17 protein-coding genes and 1 tRNA gene are annotated in these 17,863 nt (G+C 48.9%); 3 read left to right on the forward strand and 15 right to left on the reverse strand.

Annotation, left to right across the window (positions count from 1 at the left end; genetic code table 11):
• The first annotated feature begins 53 nt into the window (after window positions 1–53).
• Window positions 54–2,519 carry an FAD-dependent oxidoreductase gene (locus QM529_01205; GenBank protein ID MDI9313283.1) on the forward strand — a complete coding sequence of 822 codons (2,466 nt, stop codon included), beginning with the start codon at window positions 54–56 and terminating at the stop codon, window positions 2,517–2,519.
• 124 nt (window positions 2,520–2,643) lie between these two features.
• Here the strand turns inward: QM529_01205 and grxC are convergent, their stop codons facing one another.
• From grxC to mreC, 15 genes are all read right to left on the reverse strand, one after another.
• Window positions 2,644–2,898, reverse strand: a complete 255-nt coding sequence (gene grxC, locus QM529_01210; protein MDI9313284.1) for a glutaredoxin 3 — start codon at window positions 2,896–2,898, stop codon at window positions 2,644–2,646.
• Window positions 2,895–3,692 (reverse strand): TIGR02186 family protein, encoded by a 798-nt coding sequence (locus QM529_01215; protein ID MDI9313285.1) that lies wholly within the window; start codon window positions 3,690–3,692, stop codon window positions 2,895–2,897. The genes grxC and QM529_01215 overlap by 4 nt, the downstream gene beginning before the upstream one ends.
• A gap of 87 nt (window positions 3,693–3,779) precedes the next feature.
• Complete coding sequence (locus tag QM529_01220; protein ID MDI9313286.1) at window positions 3,780–4,820, reverse strand: sulfite exporter TauE/SafE family protein; 1,041 nt, start codon at window positions 4,818–4,820, stop codon at window positions 3,780–3,782.
• Window positions 4,821–4,847: 27 nt separating this feature from the next.
• Window positions 4,848–5,903 (reverse strand): peptide chain release factor 2, encoded by a 1,056-nt coding sequence (gene prfB, locus QM529_01225; GenBank protein MDI9313287.1) that lies wholly within the window; start codon window positions 5,901–5,903, stop codon window positions 4,848–4,850.
• A gap of 69 nt (window positions 5,904–5,972) precedes the next feature.
• Entirely contained in the window at window positions 5,973–6,554 is a 582-nt protein-coding gene (locus tag QM529_01230) for a D-sedoheptulose 7-phosphate isomerase (protein ID MDI9313288.1), read from the reverse strand.
• Between the two features lie 27 nt (window positions 6,555–6,581).
• Window positions 6,582–6,656: transfer RNA gene (locus QM529_01235), tRNA-Gln, on the reverse strand.
• 82 nt (window positions 6,657–6,738) lie between these two features.
• A complete protein-coding gene (locus tag QM529_01240) occupies window positions 6,739–7,344 on the reverse strand; it encodes a nucleotide exchange factor GrpE (protein ID MDI9313289.1) in 606 nt (201 codons plus the stop codon).
• Between the two features lie 73 nt (window positions 7,345–7,417).
• Window positions 7,418–8,845, reverse strand: a complete 1,428-nt coding sequence (gene cysS, locus QM529_01245) for a cysteine--tRNA ligase (protein MDI9313290.1) — start codon at window positions 8,843–8,845, stop codon at window positions 7,418–7,420.
• Window positions 8,842–10,002 carry a ribonuclease D gene (locus tag QM529_01250; protein ID MDI9313291.1) on the reverse strand — a complete coding sequence of 387 codons (1,161 nt, stop codon included), beginning with the start codon at window positions 10,000–10,002 and terminating at the stop codon, window positions 8,842–8,844. Before QM529_01250 ends, cysS begins: the two co-directional genes overlap by 4 nt.
• 9 nt (window positions 10,003–10,011) lie before the next feature.
• Window positions 10,012–11,382 carry a nicotinate phosphoribosyltransferase gene (locus QM529_01255; protein MDI9313292.1) on the reverse strand — a complete coding sequence of 457 codons (1,371 nt, stop codon included), beginning with the start codon at window positions 11,380–11,382 and terminating at the stop codon, window positions 10,012–10,014.
• Window positions 11,383–11,506: 124 nt separating this feature from the next.
• The gene (dksA, locus tag QM529_01260; GenBank protein ID MDI9313293.1) at window positions 11,507–12,010 is read right to left on the reverse strand and encodes an RNA polymerase-binding protein DksA; all 504 of its coding nucleotides are present in this window, start codon (window positions 12,008–12,010) and stop codon (window positions 11,507–11,509) included.
• A 92-nt stretch (window positions 12,011–12,102) separates the two neighbouring features.
• The gene (rodA, locus tag QM529_01265; GenBank protein ID MDI9313294.1) at window positions 12,103–13,209 is read right to left on the reverse strand and encodes a rod shape-determining protein RodA; all 1,107 of its coding nucleotides are present in this window, start codon (window positions 13,207–13,209) and stop codon (window positions 12,103–12,105) included.
• Between the two features lie 13 nt (window positions 13,210–13,222).
• Window positions 13,223–15,052, reverse strand: coding sequence for a penicillin-binding protein 2 (gene mrdA, locus QM529_01270; protein ID MDI9313295.1), 1,830 nt, complete (start codon window positions 15,050–15,052; stop codon window positions 13,223–13,225).
• 26 nt (window positions 15,053–15,078) lie between these two features.
• Window positions 15,079–15,588, reverse strand: a complete 510-nt coding sequence (locus tag QM529_01275) for a hypothetical protein (protein ID MDI9313296.1) — start codon at window positions 15,586–15,588, stop codon at window positions 15,079–15,081.
• 4 nt (window positions 15,589–15,592) lie between these two features.
• The gene (gene mreC, locus QM529_01280; GenBank protein MDI9313297.1) at window positions 15,593–16,564 is read right to left on the reverse strand and encodes a rod shape-determining protein MreC; all 972 of its coding nucleotides are present in this window, start codon (window positions 16,562–16,564) and stop codon (window positions 15,593–15,595) included.
• Window positions 16,565–16,786: 222 nt separating this feature from the next.
• Between mreC and QM529_01285 the strand changes: the two genes are divergently transcribed.
• Together QM529_01285 and QM529_01290 are read left to right on the forward strand one after the other, a co-directional pair.
• Complete coding sequence (locus QM529_01285) at window positions 16,787–17,356, forward strand: redoxin family protein (GenBank protein ID MDI9313298.1); 570 nt, start codon at window positions 16,787–16,789, stop codon at window positions 17,354–17,356.
• Window positions 17,347–17,763: a cytochrome c-type biogenesis protein CcmH gene (locus QM529_01290; protein MDI9313299.1), complete on the forward strand. Its 417-nt coding sequence runs from the start codon at window positions 17,347–17,349 to the stop codon at window positions 17,761–17,763. Before QM529_01285 ends, QM529_01290 begins: the two co-directional genes overlap by 10 nt.
• The last annotated feature ends 100 nt before the right edge of the window (window positions 17,764–17,863 follow it).

Here is a 17,863-nt window from a genome sequence, read left to right on the forward strand (position 1 = left end):
TTTGACATTTTCGCTGGATATGTCATAGAATAAATCTACTAAAGGAGAGGGAAATGGATCAAGCACGCGTTTGTATTATCGGTGGCGGCGCCATGGGCGTTGGGTTGCTGTATCACTTGACCAAGGTCGAGGGCTGGAAGGATGTTGTCCTGGTGGAGAAGGGGGAATTGACCTCTGGCTCGACCTGGCACGCGGCGGGGCAGGTTCCCAATTTTATTGGCAATTTGTCGATGGCGATGGTGCATAATTATGGCGTTAAATTTTACCCCGAATTGGAAAAAGAAACCGGCGCGCCGGTTGGCTGGCATGGTTGCGGCGGGATAAGGTTGGCCTGTAGCGATGCCGAGGTCGATTGGTTTCATTATGTTAATGGCATTGCCAAATTGGTGGGGTTCGAAATGCACCTTATCAGTCCGTCAGAAATAAAAAAATATCATCCTTTTATTAAAACCGACGATGTGAAACTTGGCGCCTACACCGCGCACGACGGCCACACCGACCCGGCGTCGGTTACCAACGCCATGGCCCAGGTGGCAAAAAAATACGGCGCGGATATTCGCCGCCGCACCACGGTGACGGCGATTAAGCAAAAACCATCCGGCGAATGGGTGGTTACCACCGACAAGGGTGGCGTGATGGGCGAGATTGTTTGCGAACATGTGGTCAATGCCGCCGGTTGTTATGGCGACCAAATTATGCGCATGGTGGGCAAACGCGCCGCCATGTCGAACATGATGCACCAATATATTGTTACCGAAACGGTCAAGGAAGTGGTGGATTTTAATCAAGCGATGGGCAAGGAATTGCCGGTTATTCGCGACCCTTATTCTCATGCTTACCTGCGGCAAGAACGCGATGGTATTTTGGTTGGCCCATACGAGCGGAGCGAGGCGAAAATTTCGTTCCTAGATAACGATGGTGTGCCGCCGCCCGAATTTGAAAATGCCCTGTTCGAGCCCGAGATGGACAGGCTTATCCCGTGGTTAGAGCGCGCTGGCGAGCGGTTCCCGTTGTTTGCCAATGCGGGGATTAAGAAGGTTATTTCTGGCCCCATCACCCACACGCCCGACGGCAATGTGTTGATGGGCCCGGCCGCTGGCTTAAATAATTTTTGGATGGCGACCGGTGCCTCAATCGGTATCGCCCAGGGCGCGGGCAACGGCAAATACCTGGCGCAATGGATAGTCCATGGCCAGTCGGAAATTAACATGCGGCCGTTTGACCCACGGCGGTTTGGCGATTGGGCGTTGGGCAAATACACCAGCGAAAAATCAATCGATGATTACCAACATATGTATCATTGCCACTGCCCAGGTGAATATCACCCGGCTGGCCGACCAATAACCGAAACGCCACTGACGCCGGTGGAAAAGCAAAAGGGTGGGGTGTTCGCCGAAATTCATGGTTGGGAACGGGTGAAATGGTTCAGTGCAAAGCAAGAGGCAGAAAATTACAGCTTTCGCCACAACAATGCCAAACCGATGGTCGATGAAGAATGCCATGCGGTGGCGACTGGTGTGGGTATTGTCAACATGTCGTCATTTAGCAAATTTTTGGTCGAGGGTGACGACGCGGCGGCAATGCTTGACCATTTGACCACCAACAAATTGCCAGCGCGCGATGGTGGTATTGTCTTGACCCATGCCCTGACGCCGGGCGGGGTTTATACATCGGAATTTACGATGTTCCGCAAATCGGATAAAAGTTTTATGTTGATGAGCGGCGCGTCTGACCGCGTGCGCGACACCGATGTGTTGAGTAATGGCATCAAGGCGGCGAAAGGAAAAAATATCACCCTGACCGATGTCAGCAACGATTATTGCGTGTTGGTGGTGGCCGGGCCGGAGGCGCGAAATATCCTGCAACCCCTGACGCAGAGCAAACTGACCAGCGATTCTTTTCCATGGTTGAGCGGGCAGGAGGTAACATTGGCCGGCGCGCGCGCCACCATGTTGCGCGTTAATTATGTTGGCGAATTGGGTTGGGAAATTTATCACAAACCAAGCGACATGGTTAAAATATATGATGCGATTTGGGAATCGGCGCAAAGCAATGCCAAGGGCAAAAACATCCGCGACGTTGGCATTTACGCCGTCAACAGCCTGCGGCTGGAGAAGGGGTATCGTGGCTTGGGTTCTGAACTGACAAACGAATTGGGCCCGATAGAGGCCAAGATGGAACGTTTCGTCGATTTTAATAAAGATTTTGTCGGTAAGGCGGCGGTGATGAAGATTAAAAATGGCACGCCGCGTTATCGCTTGGTGATGTTAAAATTATCCGACGCCGACCATGATATGTTGGGCAACGAACCGGTATTTGCCGGCGATAAGCGCGTCGGGGTTACGACCGGTGGGGCATATGGCCGGCGGGTCAAGGCGGCCTTGACATTTGCCTATATCAAACCCGAGCATGACAAAATGGGCGGGCAATTTACCATTCCATCGCTGGGCAAGGATCGCACGGCGGAGATTATTTCCGAAGTGCCATACGACATTAAAAACGAAAAACTAAAATCGTAATGGCGCAAATTGTGCCATGATGGTATGATTGCCGCAGAGACACCATTAAAAAAAATCGTTCTTAAAGACGAGAATATTTTTTACTGCACCCGGGCACCAGCCTACCCGCAGACTGCCTGGCGACCTATTGCACCATGGCGTGCAATTTGCTGTCTTGGTGCAATTTTGCCAAATCGCTGTAACCGCCGACCGATTGACCATCGATAAAAATTTGCGGCACGGTGCGGGCGTTGGGCACGCGTTTTTTCATGTCATCGGCCGCGGCCTTATCATGCCAGATATTATATTCGGTGAAGGGGATATTTTGTTGTTTTAACAAATTTTTGGCCTGGTCGCAGAATGGACAGGCATCGCGGGTAAATACTTCTACTTTTTTCATGGTTGTTTCTTTCTTTTTGTTTTTTTAGCCGGTTGTTTGGTTTTTTGTTTTTGCTTTTTTTCGTGCCACGGCAAAATAAATTTGTTGTAAATAAAGGCCGATAAGCAGCCAAAGGCAATCGCTATAATAATTGCAATAACACCATAAAGCAAGGAATTTTTTTCGGCAAAATTGCTGATGGCCGAGCTCAACCCTTTTTTCTCAACCAGCAGTGACAACCGCTCGGTGCGCGAAATATGCCAACCATCGATATAATAGGCCGTCAGGTGATAAATGCCGATAGGCGTTTCGGGGTGAATAACAATTGGCAGGTAAAAAGTATTTTTATTTGTAAATATATCTTCAGGCTCCGGAAAATATAATTTTTTGCTCTCTAACGATTGCAACAAACCCTCGCTGTAAATTTTTTTGCTGGCCGGGGCATCGTTAAGCTGGTCATAAAAACCACGGGTCAAGGCATCGTCACCGATGAGAAAAATATATTTTTGCCAATCGGTCATGCGGTTGGCCAAATTATCATCGGTTACCGCCCAATAATAAAAGGAAGGAATATCGTCAAAAGTTTTTTTGACGCCGTTAATCCATATGCCCCAAAATTTTTTCTTTTGCCATAAATTGGCCGAGATGTTGGGCCCGGTAAGGGTTACCACCACCTGTTGGTTTTTGCTGTCGAGCACCCCCTCGACCAACAGCAACTTGTCATGAAAATTAAGGTCCATGTTGATAACCGATTCAGACATGGTAAGGGCCTGCGCCGTGTTCGCCGCCATGATAATGCCGATGATGGCGGCCATGCCCACCCTAAGTCCAATTTTAAACTGGCGCCATAGAAAGAAAGTCGCCCTTATCGGTGGGATAGAAAAAAAACGCTTCATTTTTTTTTAAGGGGCGATGATTGACAATAAGAATAATGATTGCGGCACAATGAACAAGCCAATCAATAAGGTCGTGGCAAGCACCAACACCATGCAGGAAAACAACAACCGCAACACATCGGGCGATAATTTGTTATTTAATTGGTTGCCCATGGCCGCGCCAATCACGCCGCCGATGGTCAGAAGCACGCTGAGCACAATATCAAGCGACCGCCCCAACATGCTTTGCATCAAGCTGGTCAAGGCCGAGATGAACACCACCTGATAGAGCGAGGTGCCCACCACGACGCGATTTGGCATTTTCAGCACATAGGTCATGAAGGGGATGGCGATGATACTGCCGCCGACACCAAGGATGGATGAAAAAAAACCAATCAGCGCACCCAACATAACGGGTAGCCAGATGCTCATTTTTAAACCCGACACCGGAAAATATTCAACCGACGGCAAATCACGAAACCAATTTTTAATCACCTGGGATAGGCGTTTGCCCAGGTGGTTGCCCCAGGTAAAGGTCAATGACATCGGCGACAAATCGATGGGTGTTTTTAATTTTAGGTTAATCGTGCTGACCAGCGGAATTTTTATATATTCGTGCCAGAAATCCTCGCCCTTGCGACGGCTGATGGCGCTGAAACTTTCGCGCCAAATCATCATGCCGACAAACAGCAAAAACCCAATGTAGGATAAACGTAAAAACAAATCGACCTGGCCGATGGATTTCAAACTGGCGAACAGCAAACTGCCGACCATGACCGAAACCACCCCGCCGGCCAACATGTAATTGCCAATTTTGTAATCTATCTGGCCGGATTGACGTTGCAATAGCGTGCTTGATACCGATGTCGCCAGCACTTGGTTGGCCGAGGTCGCCACCGCAATGTTCGAGGGCACGCCAAGAAAAAATAACAATGGCGTGATAATAAAACCACCGCCGATGCCGAAAATACCGCTCAATACACCGACGCCAGCCCCAATCAACATCAAAAACAGCGCGTTGATGGAAACCCCAGCGATCGGTAAATAAATATTGAAAAAATCTAACATGGTTTTTTTGTATGATGATTCGGTATTTTATTCCTTTTCTTTTCTTGAGACGCCAACTTTCATGGCCAGGGCGGATGATAGAAAATTATCGATGTCGCCGTCAAGCACCGCGGCGGTGTTGCCGGTTTCGACGCCGGTGCGCAGGTCCTTGACCATTTGGTAGGGGTGCAAGACGTAGGAGCGAATTTGATGCCCCCAACCGATTTCTGATTTGCTGTCGTAATCGGTTTTTTCGGCGGCTTCTTTTTTTCGCAATTCTTCCTCGTAAAGGCGCGATTTCAACATGCGCATCGCCTGCGCCCGGTTTTGGTGTTGCGACCGCGCGTTTTGGCATTGCACAATAATGCCAGATGGTTTGTGGGTGATGCGCACCGCGCTGTCGGTGCGGTTGACATGTTGACCGCCCGCACCCGACGCGCGATAGGTATCAATTTCCAAATCCTTGTCCTCGACCACGATATCGATATCGTCGTTGATGTCGGGGTAGACATCGACCGAGGCGAAGGAGGTGTGGCGTTTTTTGTTGGCGTCAAAGGGGGAGATGCGCACCAGGCGGTGCACGCCCTTTTCGGTTTTTAGCCAGCCAAAGCCGTTGTCGCCGGTGATGTGAAGCGTTACCGATTTTACGCCGGCTTCCTCGCCGCGGGTTTCTTGAATCAACTCGGCCTGGTAATCATGGGCTGACGCCCAGCGGCTGTAAAGCCTTAATAACATTTCGGCCCAATCTTGCGATTCGGTGCCGCCGGCACCGGCATGGATTTCCAAAAAGCACCCGTAATGGTCGGCGTCGCCGCTGAGCAACGATTCCAATTGTTTTTTTTCTATCTGCTCGGCAATTTTTTTTAATTCGCGGCTGGCTTCTTGCAACATGGCTTGGTCATCGGCCTCGCGCGCCAGCTCGGTCATGGCGGTGGCGTCTTGCCATTGTTTATCGATATTATCGATGGCGGCAATTTTTTTTTCGATTGTAGAACGTTCTTTTAAAAGACCGGCGGCCTTTTGATTATCTTGCCACAGGTCTTTATCATCGGCCATTTTGTTGATGGCCTCTAATTTTTCTGTCAGGGCAGGGAGGTCAAAGATGCCTCCTCAGCAGGGTTAAACCCTGCTGGATTTGGTCGTTAAGATTTTTAACATCGTTGTTCATTATTTTTATTTTTTTGGTTGGGTTGCGAAGGCTTCCTCTATCTCGCCGCAAATGAAATGACCAACCGTGATGTGCATTTCTTGGATATGGTTTGTATCGGGGGAGGGCACATTGATAAGGTGGTTGCATATACCGGCCATTTTGCCGCCGCCCGCACCGGTCATGCCGACCACGGCGATGCCCATTTCTTTCGCGACGCTTATGGCGCGCAAGATATTCGCGCTGTTGCCGCTGGTGGAAAGGGCGAAGAGGACGTCGCCTACATCCCCCAGGCCGGCCAGTTGGCGGGCGAAGACTTCGTCGTAACCAAAATCGTTGGCGATGGCGGTGATGGCCGAGGTGTCGGTGGTCAGGGCGATGGCGGCGATGCTTGGCCGATTTTTTTTATAACGACCGATTAATTCGGCGGATAGATGTTGGCTGTCGGCGGCCGAACCGCCGTTGCCGATAAAGATAATTTTGTTGCCGGCGGTTAAGGATTGAATGCAAAGACCGATAACGGCCGAAATGGTGGGTGCTAGCCGTTGCAACCCATCCATATTTTGGGCGACGGTGCGGCAATAATTTTCAAAACGGATGGCGGGCATGGTTTTTTATAAAATTTCAGGCAAAATTGGCTGGGGAGGCTGGATTCGAACCAACGAATGGCGGTACCAAAAACCGCTGCCTTACCACTTGGCGACTCCCCAATTTTGGCTTGAGAAAACCTTTATCGGATTTTTATCGGCTTGGCAAGATATTGCTGTCGCCCTATCAAAGAATATCGCAAGATTATTGATAGACGACGACCAACGCCGGGCGGATGAGGCGGTCGTGCAATTGGTAACCTTGCTGTAGCACCTCGGCGATTATGTCTTTGCCTTGGCCATTGGCGGGTTTGGTTGATAATGCCTGGTGCAGGTTTGGGTTGAATTTTTGGCCGACGCTGGCGGTTTTGCTGATGGCGAATTTTTCAAATGCGATGTCGGTCATTTTTGCAATCAATTCCAAACTATTGAATAATTGACCGATTTTCGGGTTGGCGTCTTTTTCTTCTTGGCTGATGTTTTTCATTGCCTCGGCCAGGTTATCAAAAATCGGTAGGATTTCGCGGATGATAACTTGCGGCGCGTATTTGCGGGTGTCCTCGACATCTTTCATCGCGCGTTTTTTTATATTGTCGGCGTCGGCCAGGCCGCGCAACATTTTGTCTTTCGCTTCGGCCAATTGGTTTTCTAATTCGGCGATTTTGTCGGCATCGCTGAGGTGCGGGTGGGGGGCGTCGGCCGTTGCATCGGCGGGTTGGTTGTTTTCCGCATGGCCGCCAGCAGGTTGCGATTCATTATTGTCGGTTGGGTTATCGGTCGCGCCGTTATTTTTTTTATCGTTATCAAGCATGAATCTTATCTAGGGGGTTTGTATTTTTTTTTCAAGGGGGGCGCAGGCCATAAAGTTGGCGGGGGAGGGGGTGTTATTTTTCCGTGATGAGTGTCGTGCCATCGGCTTCATCCCGCACCGAAAAACCCATGTCTTCGATTTGTTTGCGTAGGTTGTCTGCGGCGGCGAAGTCTTTTTCTTTTTTCAGTTTTAGCCTATCCCCATTAAGGAGCAGAATTTGCTGAAAGAATAAGGTTTTGCCAAAATTTTTAGACAAAGAGACAAACTTTGTATTTTCATGGGAAATGGTATCGCGCGTTCGAGGTTCGATACCTAAAAAGGTCATTGCATGAAAAAATTCTATCATATCGTCACGTTTATTATTTTTATTTATGTTGGTCATAAGGGCGTAAAACTCTTTAAAAAAATTTATGGTGTCTAGGTCATCGCTAAGCATTTTTATCATTCGATTATTTTGATTAAGCGTCACTCCGCCTGCTTTAGCCCAAAACAATTCTTCGGATGGGAAAACTTTCGTTATTATTTTTGTCATGTTTTGTATTTTATCCCAAACATTCATCATCTCCTGTAACTTGGCTTCGGTGAAATCGAGCGGTTGGCGATAGTGCGTTGAAAGCATCAGCAGGCGTAGAACCTGCCGAGAAATTTTTTGCTTTTCGAGCAAATCCTTGACGGTGATAAAATTCCCCTCCGACTTGCTCATTTTTTTGCCGTTGATAAGAATGAAGCCATTGTGCATCCAATAATTGGCAAATGCGTGGCCGCAACCCGTGCTTTGCGCCAGTTCGTTTTGGTGGTGCGGAAAAATTAAATCTTGGCCGCCGCCGTGAATGTCAAAATGCCCACCCAATTCTTTTTCCGCCATGGCAGAACATTCGATATGCCAACCCGGCCGGCCGTCGCCCCAAGGTGAATGAAAAGATGGCTCGCCATCCTTCGCCGGTTTCCACAATACAAAATCGAGCGGCGATTTTTTATAGGGCGCGACCTCAACCCGCGCGCCGGCGATTAAATCATCCAACGGCCGTTTGGCGAATTTGCCGTAATCGGGCATTTTGCTAACATCGAACAACACATGGCCATCTTTTTCATAGGCAAATTTTTTCTCCACCAATTGCGCAATCATCGTCTTCATGTCGTCGATGTGTTGCGTGGCGCGTGGTTCAATGGCGAACTCGCAATCCAACGCGGTGGTAATGGCGTGGAAATCGGCGATGGTTTGCGTTGTTAATTGTTCGGGCGTGATATTTTTTTCGCGCGCGCGGTTGATGATTTTATCATCGATGTCGGTGATGTTGCGCACGTATTTTACATGGCCGGCGTATTTTAAGTTTAACAGACGATACATCACGTCGAACACAATCAACGGCCGCGCGTTGCCGATGTGAATATCGTCATACACCGTCGGGCCGCAAACATACATGCGGACGTTTTTTTCGTCTATTGGGACAAATTTTTCTTTTTTGCTGGTCGCGGTGTTAAAAATATAAATATCGTTCATGGCGATTCTATAAATTCGATGTCGTTATTTTTTAATGTGAAGGACAGCTCGCCGCGCAATAATTTTTCGGCGCGTTTGCCAAAAACCTCGTAACGCCAATCTTGCATAATTCGTGCCTCGGGCTTTTTTAATAAAAAATCGATAAGGTCGGCCTCGCGCGCAATGACGCGCGCCACGACATTTTGTTGCCGCGCGACTATTTTTAATAATAATTTTAATACCTCAAGCGCGTTTTCGGGTACATCGACCGATTCTTTTCGCTCGCTGGGCGCGGCCTCGCTACCTTCCTTCATGGCTTGCTTCATGATATCAAAAATTGCCGCCATGGTGCGGTCATGTTGCATTAGGCCGTGCGCGCCACGCATGTTTTTTAAATCCTCGGGACGCGTTGGTAAATGGTTGCAAATATCAAGCAACAATTCATCGCGCAGGACAAAACCGCGCGGCAGGTTTCTTTTCACCGCTTGCTCATCGCGCCATGCCGCCAACAATTGCACGGCGCGCATTTTTTTGCCACCCTTGGGGAGTCGCTTCAATCTTTTCCACGCGCTGGCGGGGTCGAGGGCGTAGCTTTTGACATCCAGCAATTTGTTCATTTCTTCCTTGAGCCAGACCATGCGGTCCTGCGCCACCAGCATTTTTTTCATCTCGTCATAAATTTCTAATAAATAAATAACATCCAACGCGGCGTAATCCAACGCGCGTGCCGGCAGGGGGCGTTTATACCAATTGATAAATTGCATGGTTTTATCAAGATTTTTTTTCAAAAATATCTCGACCAATTTTTGATAACCCAGGTTATCGCCAAGCCCCAACACGGCGGAGGCCAATTGCGTGTCGATAATGTTGGGGAATATTTTTTTGGTAAGATGATAAATAATTTCTATATCTTGTGACCCGGCATGCAACACCTTGACCCGCGCCGGGTCGTTTAAAAAATCCCACAGCGCGTCCATCTTACCCGCGCCAATCAACCCGGGGGCCAGGGTGTCGATAACCGCGACCCCGCCCTTGCCACCGATTTGCACCAAACATAATTCGGCGAAAAAAGTTTTCTCGCGCATGAATTCGGTATCAATCGCAATGATATCGTCGCTTGACAATTTTTGTAAAAAAGCAACCAACGCCGCGGGATTGCTAATCAATTCATAATTCATGGCGCGGGGTTAATCTATCAAGCTGTTGCGCCTTACCTCGGCGAAGTTGGTGGGGTTTATCAATTTGCCATTGTTGAAACGCTCCTGCAAATAATCATCGCCCGCTTCCTTGGTGGTTACGGTTTTAAAAACCCCTTCGGATTTTATCAATTTTAAAATGCCTTTTTTGCTGGCCTTGCCGCGGTCGGTGATGGGCGATTTGTATGTTTCTATCAACGTATCATTCACCCGCACCGCACTGCATTTGTAGGCGAAGGAGTGCGTGTTGCGATTGGGAATTTGCAACAACGCGCCGCCCATGCCAAAGGTAATATTGTCGCCCGAGTAACCCATGTCATCAAGGATGGCAAGGATTGACGAAATAGTTTCATACGTAATGCCATCGCCCTGGATAACCCGCACATTATTTAATACCTTATATCCTTTTCTATTAACCGTGTGGCCGAATTTATGGTCGAGCAGGTGCACGCAAGACGGCGCAATGATAGACGGGTCGCCGCTGTCGGGGCGAATCACCAGGGTCGCGCCGCTATCAATGATGTCTTGGCGCAAGGCATCGCCCCATAATTTATCAATCGCTAGGTAAATATTTCGCGTGTCCGAAACGCAGGCCAGCACCGCGCCCGGTTTGGCATAGGCCGACAGAAGTTTACGGAACGCCCGCTCCTCGCTTTCCTTGCCGTCGCCAAAGGCAATGATGTTGGTATGTTCGGTCGCGGGGATGGAGCGGCCAACCACCGGCGCGTCGTAATATTGTTGCAGGGCGAGCGAACCCTCCAACGTGTCACTGCCATCAAAATTGACAAGATGCGCCGCACTGCCAATCATCGCCGATTCGTGCGACGAAACGCCACGCGCGCCGAAATCATGCAACTTTAGATTAATCGATTGCTCATCGCCATTTTTTTTCAGGTAAGCCAGAATGATATTTTTAATTTTTTTTGACAGGCTGGCCACCGTGGTCGGATACCAAATGGCGCGCAAAATTTGCGTTTCGACATAGGACGGCAACCAGTAAAATTCTGGGTCGGTGTTTTCGACCGTCAATAAAACATTTGACGCCGTCAGGTTGGTGCCCTCATCCACCGATTTTATTTTTAAGGGCAGGAAGCCGCCATGGTTCTTAAGGATTTTTTTCCAACCGGTTTTATAAAATGGCAGGCCATAGGTTTTGGTAAATTCCTCGGCCTCGTTGATGTCCTGTTGCGTGATGGGGCGTTGCAAGTATTGTTTGAGATAGATTTGCAAGCCGAAGAATTGAATCAAATCACCGGTGCGTGCCTCGGCGTAGGAATGAACAAACGTCGTGTTGTCAGGATAAAGTTGCCAGTGTGATGTTTTATAAGCATCGGTCAACAGGATAAGATTTTGGTTATTCATGGCGTAAGGTCGTTTTCATTGCATGAAGATAATAAGAGACCATGGCCCGTATTATTTTGTTGTCTCCGATAGTTTGGTGGTCGAGTTTTTGTAAGGGGGCGTTAATTTTTTTATAAGTAAAAACCTATAGGTCGTCGTTGTAATTTCGTTCTTCGTTTTCATAATTTTGTTGTGCCTCAAGCGACAGGGTGGCAATTGGTCGCGCCTCCAACCTTTTTAAATCGATTGGCCGACCGGTGTCCTCGCAATAGCCATATTTTTTATTGGCAATTCTAATCAAGGCGTCGTTAATTTTGACAATCAATTTGCGTTGTCGGTTGCGCGCATGCAGGTCGACCGAGCGGATTTGTTCAACGCTGGCGCGCTCCAATGGGTCGGGTTTTTTATCGCTATCCTGTTGCAATTCTTCGATAACCTCGGCGTTGCTTTTTAATAATTCTTGCCGCCAATCGATTAATTTTTTGCGAAAATATTCGCGCATCAGCGGGCTCATAAATTCTTCATCGTTGCTTGGCGCGTAGCCAGTCGGTAGCACCGGCGCGGATTCCCCACTGGCCATGCCGCTCGGGAATAGCCCAAATATCTGCTCCCAATCGAGTTCGGCGGTTGCAAGATTTTTATTCACCATATCGTTCTGCTCCTTCGCAATTATCTAGCACAATAAAATCTTTATTGTAAAGGACTTATAGCCAATAGTATTTATTACTGGCCAGGTAGTAATTAGTATTTCAGGCTGGTTTCATGGCGGCCCTTCATCGCCGCAAAGAAAATACCAAAGGCCGCAAGGTTGGTCAGCATGCTGGTACCGCCATAAGAAAATATGGGTAAGGGCACACCAACCACGGGGATAAGCCCCAGCACCATCGCGCTGTTGATAGAAACTTGGACAGCGTAAAGCCCGATGACGCCAAAGCCCAATAATTTTGCAAAATTCGGCACGATTTCGCGGCTGTAGGAAAAACCGAGGTAAACAATCGAAAATTCGATGCCGAGCACAATGATACTGCCCAAAAAGCCAAATTGTTCGGCGAAGGCAGTGAAAATAAAATCGGTATGTTTTTCGGGCAGGAAATCAAGTTGCGCCTGAGAGCCGCCGCCAAATCCCTTGCCAAAAAATCCGCCTGAGCCAATTGCAATAATCGATTGGTTGATGTGATACCCCGAACCCGCCGGGTCGGAGGTTGGGTCGAGGAAGGCAAAAACCCGATTTTTTTGATAATCGCGTAGCACCCGCAACCAAAGATAGACCGCGCTGGCCAGGCCGGTGCCCACCCCGATGTAGATAAATTTATTCGGCAGGCCAGCCGCAAAAATAACAAGCACCGCCACCAACAGCAACAACATCGCCGTCCCGAGGTCGGGTTGCACCATGACCAAGACAAAGGGCACAGCCACCAATAAAATAGGGATGATATAAATCCGTAGCGAATAATAATCCTTTGGGTTAAGGGCTTGAAAATAACGCGCCAGCGCCAGCACGATGCCTATTTTCATCATTTCGGATGGCTGAAAACGGAAGCCGCCGATATCGAGCCAGCGTTGCGCCCCCAAGCCAATCGCGCCAAATAATTCGACCAAGATAAGCATAAAAAAAATCACGCCGTAGATTGTGAAGGCATGTTTAAACCAAAAGCGCGGCGACGTGTTGGCCAAGCCGATGAGTATTATCAAGCCGACGAGGCTGTGAACAAAATGGCGCATCGCCAGGCCGGTTAAACCGCCAAAAATCGAAATCATAATGATATTGCTGGTGACCAATAACAAAAACAACAGCAGGAGAATCCGCGGATGGATAATATGTAGTTGGTCGTAAAATAGGCGGCGCATGGTTTTATATTATTTATCCGGCGGATTTTTGTTTTTGTTCAACTTGATAGGCGGCAACCAGCGCGGCCTTAATAACCGGTGCGGCGGCCAATGCCCCGCCCAGGCCATGTTCCACCACCGCGGCGGCGGCGTAACGCGGGTTGTCGTAGGGCGCGAAGGCCATGAAAAGCCCATGGTCGCGCAACGCCCAGGCCGAGCCATATTGCGCCGCGGCACCACGTTGCTTTTCCCATTCCTTTAATTTGCGAACCTGGGCGGTGCCGGTTTTGCCCGACATTTCAAACCCCGGAATTTGCAAATTACTACCCAGGGCGGTGCCATGTTCCTCATTAACGACGCGCCACATGCCGTTGCGAATAAATTCCATATGTTCAGGTTTGTATTTTAGCGTGCGGGTCGGCCGTTTTTCGGGGAATATGCCCGGTGTCAACACATGGCCACCATTGGCGATGGCGGCAGTCGCAACCGCCAATTGGATAGGCGTGACCAGCAAATAACCTTGACCAACCGCGTGGATAACCGTCTCGCCACCATACCATGGTTCGTTGACGGTTTTCATTTTCCAACTTTCGGATGGAATGAAACCGCTTCGTTCGTTTTTATCAACGAAACCGGTCGGCGCGCCAAAACCAAAATCGCTAAAGACGCGGAATATTTTTTCGATGCCGATGCGTAACCCCATGGTGTAAAAATAAACATCGCAAGAATATTTAATCGCGTCCGACATGTTCATTTCGCCATGGCCGCCAGCCTTCCAACAACCATAGCTACGCTCGCCCAATTTAAAACTCCCTTTACACATCACCTTTTCTTCGGGGTCATGGTTGTCATGCAACAGGCTTAGGGCGACCAATGGTTTGATGGTCGAACCCGGCGGGTAGGCCCCTTGGATAACGCGGTTGGGCAGGGGGGATAATTCATTATTGTTGATGTTCTGCCAATCGTTGGGCAAGACCGCGCCGCCGGCAAATATATTGGGGTCGAAAGACGGCAGGGAGCACATCGCCAACACATCGCCGGTTTGCGCGTCGAGCACCACGCCCGCCGCCACCGGATTTTTTTTGAGGGCGGCCATCATTGCGTTTTGAATCGTCGAATCAAGCGTGCTTTGCACCGACCGGCCAGATTTTGATTGCACCGACCCCAGGTCGCGCACCTGTGTGCCGTGCACGTCGACCTCCGCGCTCAAGGTGCCGGGTTTGCCGCGCAAGGTTATATCGCTCCATTTTTCGATACCGCTTTTGCCATTTTTTAAACCATCGATTTTTAATTGCCTATCTTGGGTTGCCTCATCCAGGGTGGGGTTGCCGACCAGGCCGACGATATGGGTGAAGTTGTCTTTGTAGGGGTAATAACGTTGATAATTATCCGACACCAATAACCCAGGAAAAAACGGCATGTCTTGGCGGTATTTTATCATTTCGTCCCAGCTGATGTTTGCTTTTATCGTTACCGGAAAAAATTCCTTGGTCAAATCGATGCGTGATAAAATATCGTTTCGTTGTTGCGGCGTTAATTTTAATTCGTTGGCAATTTTGTTGAAGGCCTCGACATGGTCCATTTTTGCGCCGGCATCATCCTTGACCTCCGACACCAAAAAATCCAAGCGGAAATTGCGCACCGCGCCGGCCAAAATATCGCCGTAGCGGTCGAGAATTTTACCGCGCTCCGGAATAATGGGAATAACGCGAACGCGGTTATTGTCGGATTTTTTAAGGTAAAAATTTTTCTTGATAATTTGCAAATCAACCAACCTTGCACCAAGCACGCCGGCCATCAACAAGCCACCGCCTTGCAACAGGGCGATACGTCTATCAAAAACTTTTTCTTCGGCGAATAGCATGGCTTAATAATGTTGAAAAAATGTGGTTACGAAATACGCGCCATGTATTTATCTAAGAATGATAAAAACCGCCATAAAAACGGCGTCAGGATAATGCTGGTTACAAAACGACCGAGCAGAAGCAACCAACTTTGCCAGGTCGCGCCGAAGGCCACCATCAACAGCTGTTGGGTGGCGATATAGAGCGACAGGCATATCATGAATTTAAACAAAAAATTCATGCCGTGATGTTCATAAAAATTATTGCGGAAAAAACGCGGGTAAATCAGCGATGCCCAAACCGCCAACACGGTGACGCCGACCCTTTGCCCCATTTCGATATCGTAAAAAATCGCCAACAAAAAAATCGACCACAGCGGTAGGTAGCGCGGGTAATGAAAATGAAAATACCAAATGAAAATAAAAAACAGGTAAGGTTTGGCGTAGGACAAAAACGGCACGGTGAAAGGTATGGTTTCAACCAAAACCGCCAACCAAACCACAAGCGCCGGTATCAGCAGGCTGTAGGTGCGGGGTTGCCAAATAATTAATTGCATGATGTTATGGCTTGTATATTTTTACATAAATGGGTGGGTTTTTTTCGGCGAATATCAAGACCCCAATGTCGCCAAATTTTTTATCGTAAATCGTGCCAATCGGCAGGAACGGCGGGAAGTTACCGCCGCTACCAGTGCTCAAGACTTCCTCGCCCACCGCTGGGCGGTCAAGCCCGTCAAAATAGTCCAAGGTGGCAATCGGGCTACCATTGCCGCGCAACACGGCGCGAAATTTGCGGTCATTGACCGTGACCGGCAAATAAAAATTCGGGTCGGAGAGGCGTAAAATACGCGCGCTGTTACGGGCGACCTCTATAACCACGCCGACCAAGCCATGGTCGTCTACCGCGAAGGCCCCTTGGGTAATGCCGTCGTTGGCACCGCGATTGATAAGCCAGGTTTGTCGCCCCGACGCGCCGGCATCGCCGATGATGCGCGCCGTTACATAATTGCCGCCAGTTTTGCTTGGTTCAAATTTTAACAATTTGCTGAGTTCTAAATTTTCACGTTCCAATACCGCGACCTGTTGTTTTAACAAATTATAGTCGGTTAGATCCTTGCGCAATTGTTTGTTTTCTTCGTTGGCGTAGATAAGGTTGCCCAGCGCGCTTGTAATATAGGCCGCGCCCTGGCCCAGGTTGCTGGTCAGCACTTGCGTGAAGGCCATGACCCCGGGGACGGCGGCGATGGCATTGGTTTTGTCGCCGGTGGCAACCGCTGGGGCTTCATCATCGCTGTTGCTGGCTTGGCTGTTGTTTTGCGCGGTGGTGGTGTCGCTGGTGGTGGTGTCGCTGGTGGTGGCAAGATTGTCGGTGTTGGGGCGATTATTGCTGGCAAATATCAAAATAATACCGGCGGCAAGGTATAGCCAGAAGCCGCCGTTGTCAAAAAACCATTTTAGCCAATTGACGCCGCCGCGCGTGGCCTTGCCATAGCCGGCGCGTTTAATATAGAGTGTTTTTTTACCAAGGAGCATGGTCGATAATAGTTGGTTTTTGGGTTATTATAAAATTTGTTTATTTTAGATTCGCTATTGTCGTCTAAAATTTTCTGTAGGGTGATTCGCTATAATTTGCTATAGCACATTATCATGCCACGTAAAGGGGCGTAAAGGCGCGTAAAATTATAATAATCATTTTGCTGGCCGCCCATATCGTGGCTGGTAATATGATGTTAAAATGATTATAAGGAGTTTACCATGGCCAAAAAAATTAAAAAACCTATCCAGATAAATATAATCCTTATCGTCCTGCCGCTGGTGGTGGGGTTGGTGTTGGGCGTGCTGTGGCGTGGGTTGGCTGGCCCGAGCCAAGACGATAATCAAAATTATGCGCGGCTCAACCAGCCATTTCCCGCCATGAGCTTGACATTGCTGGATAGCGGCAAAGAAATAACCAGCGATGAATTTCGCGGCAACAGCGCGATGGTTATCAATGTATTTGCCAGCTGGTGTGGGCCATGTGTGGCGGAAATGCCGATGTTAAAAAAACTAAAACCGCAATTGGCAAACCTGCAGGTAAAATTGGTCGGTATTAATTGGCAAGATAAAAAATCAGCGGCCGAATTGTTTTTAAAAACCAATGGCAACCCATTTGATATATTATTGGCCGATAGCGACGGGCGGGCGATGATAAACATGGGGTTGGTCGGCGTGCCCGAAACCTATTTTATCGACAAAAATGGCATCGTGCGGTTTCGCAAAATCGGCCCGATTATTGATGATAAGGACATGGCCGGTTTGTTGGATGTTATCAAAAAATGGCAATAAAAAAAATTCTGCTATGGTCGGTGTTGGCTATTTGCTTGGCGGTGGTTGCGTCGCCGCCGCGGTTGGCGCGGGCACAGGATGCAACCCAAAAGGTTGAGCAGGACATTAACCAAGTAAGGTTGGACAGGTTTTTATTAGCAACCCGTTGTTTGGTTTGCGCTGGCGAATCGCTGGCGACTTCGGCCTCGCCCTTTGCTAATAATTTACGCGCGGTGATTGTCGCGCAATTTGCCGCCGGCAAATCGGATAAAGAGGTCAGGGAATACCTGATTGCACGTTATGGCGAGGCGATATTTTTTCGCCCACCGCTCCGCCTCAGCACGATTTTTTTATGGCTGTCGCCGTTGTTTTTTTTGCTAAGCGGTTTTTTTATCCTGCGCGGCATGTTTGGCAAGGGCCGGCGGTAGCAACCCGCCCTCAAGCAGCGAAGCGATAGGGCAAATAAATTGCCCTCAAGCAGCGAAGCGCGCGAACACGGCGTCAGCCGTTTTCGCAAAATATATAGGG

It is taken from the genome of Hydrotalea sp. (assembly GCA_030054115.1).
Lineage (GTDB): Bacteria > Pseudomonadota > Alphaproteobacteria > JASGCL01 > JASGCL01 > JASGCL01.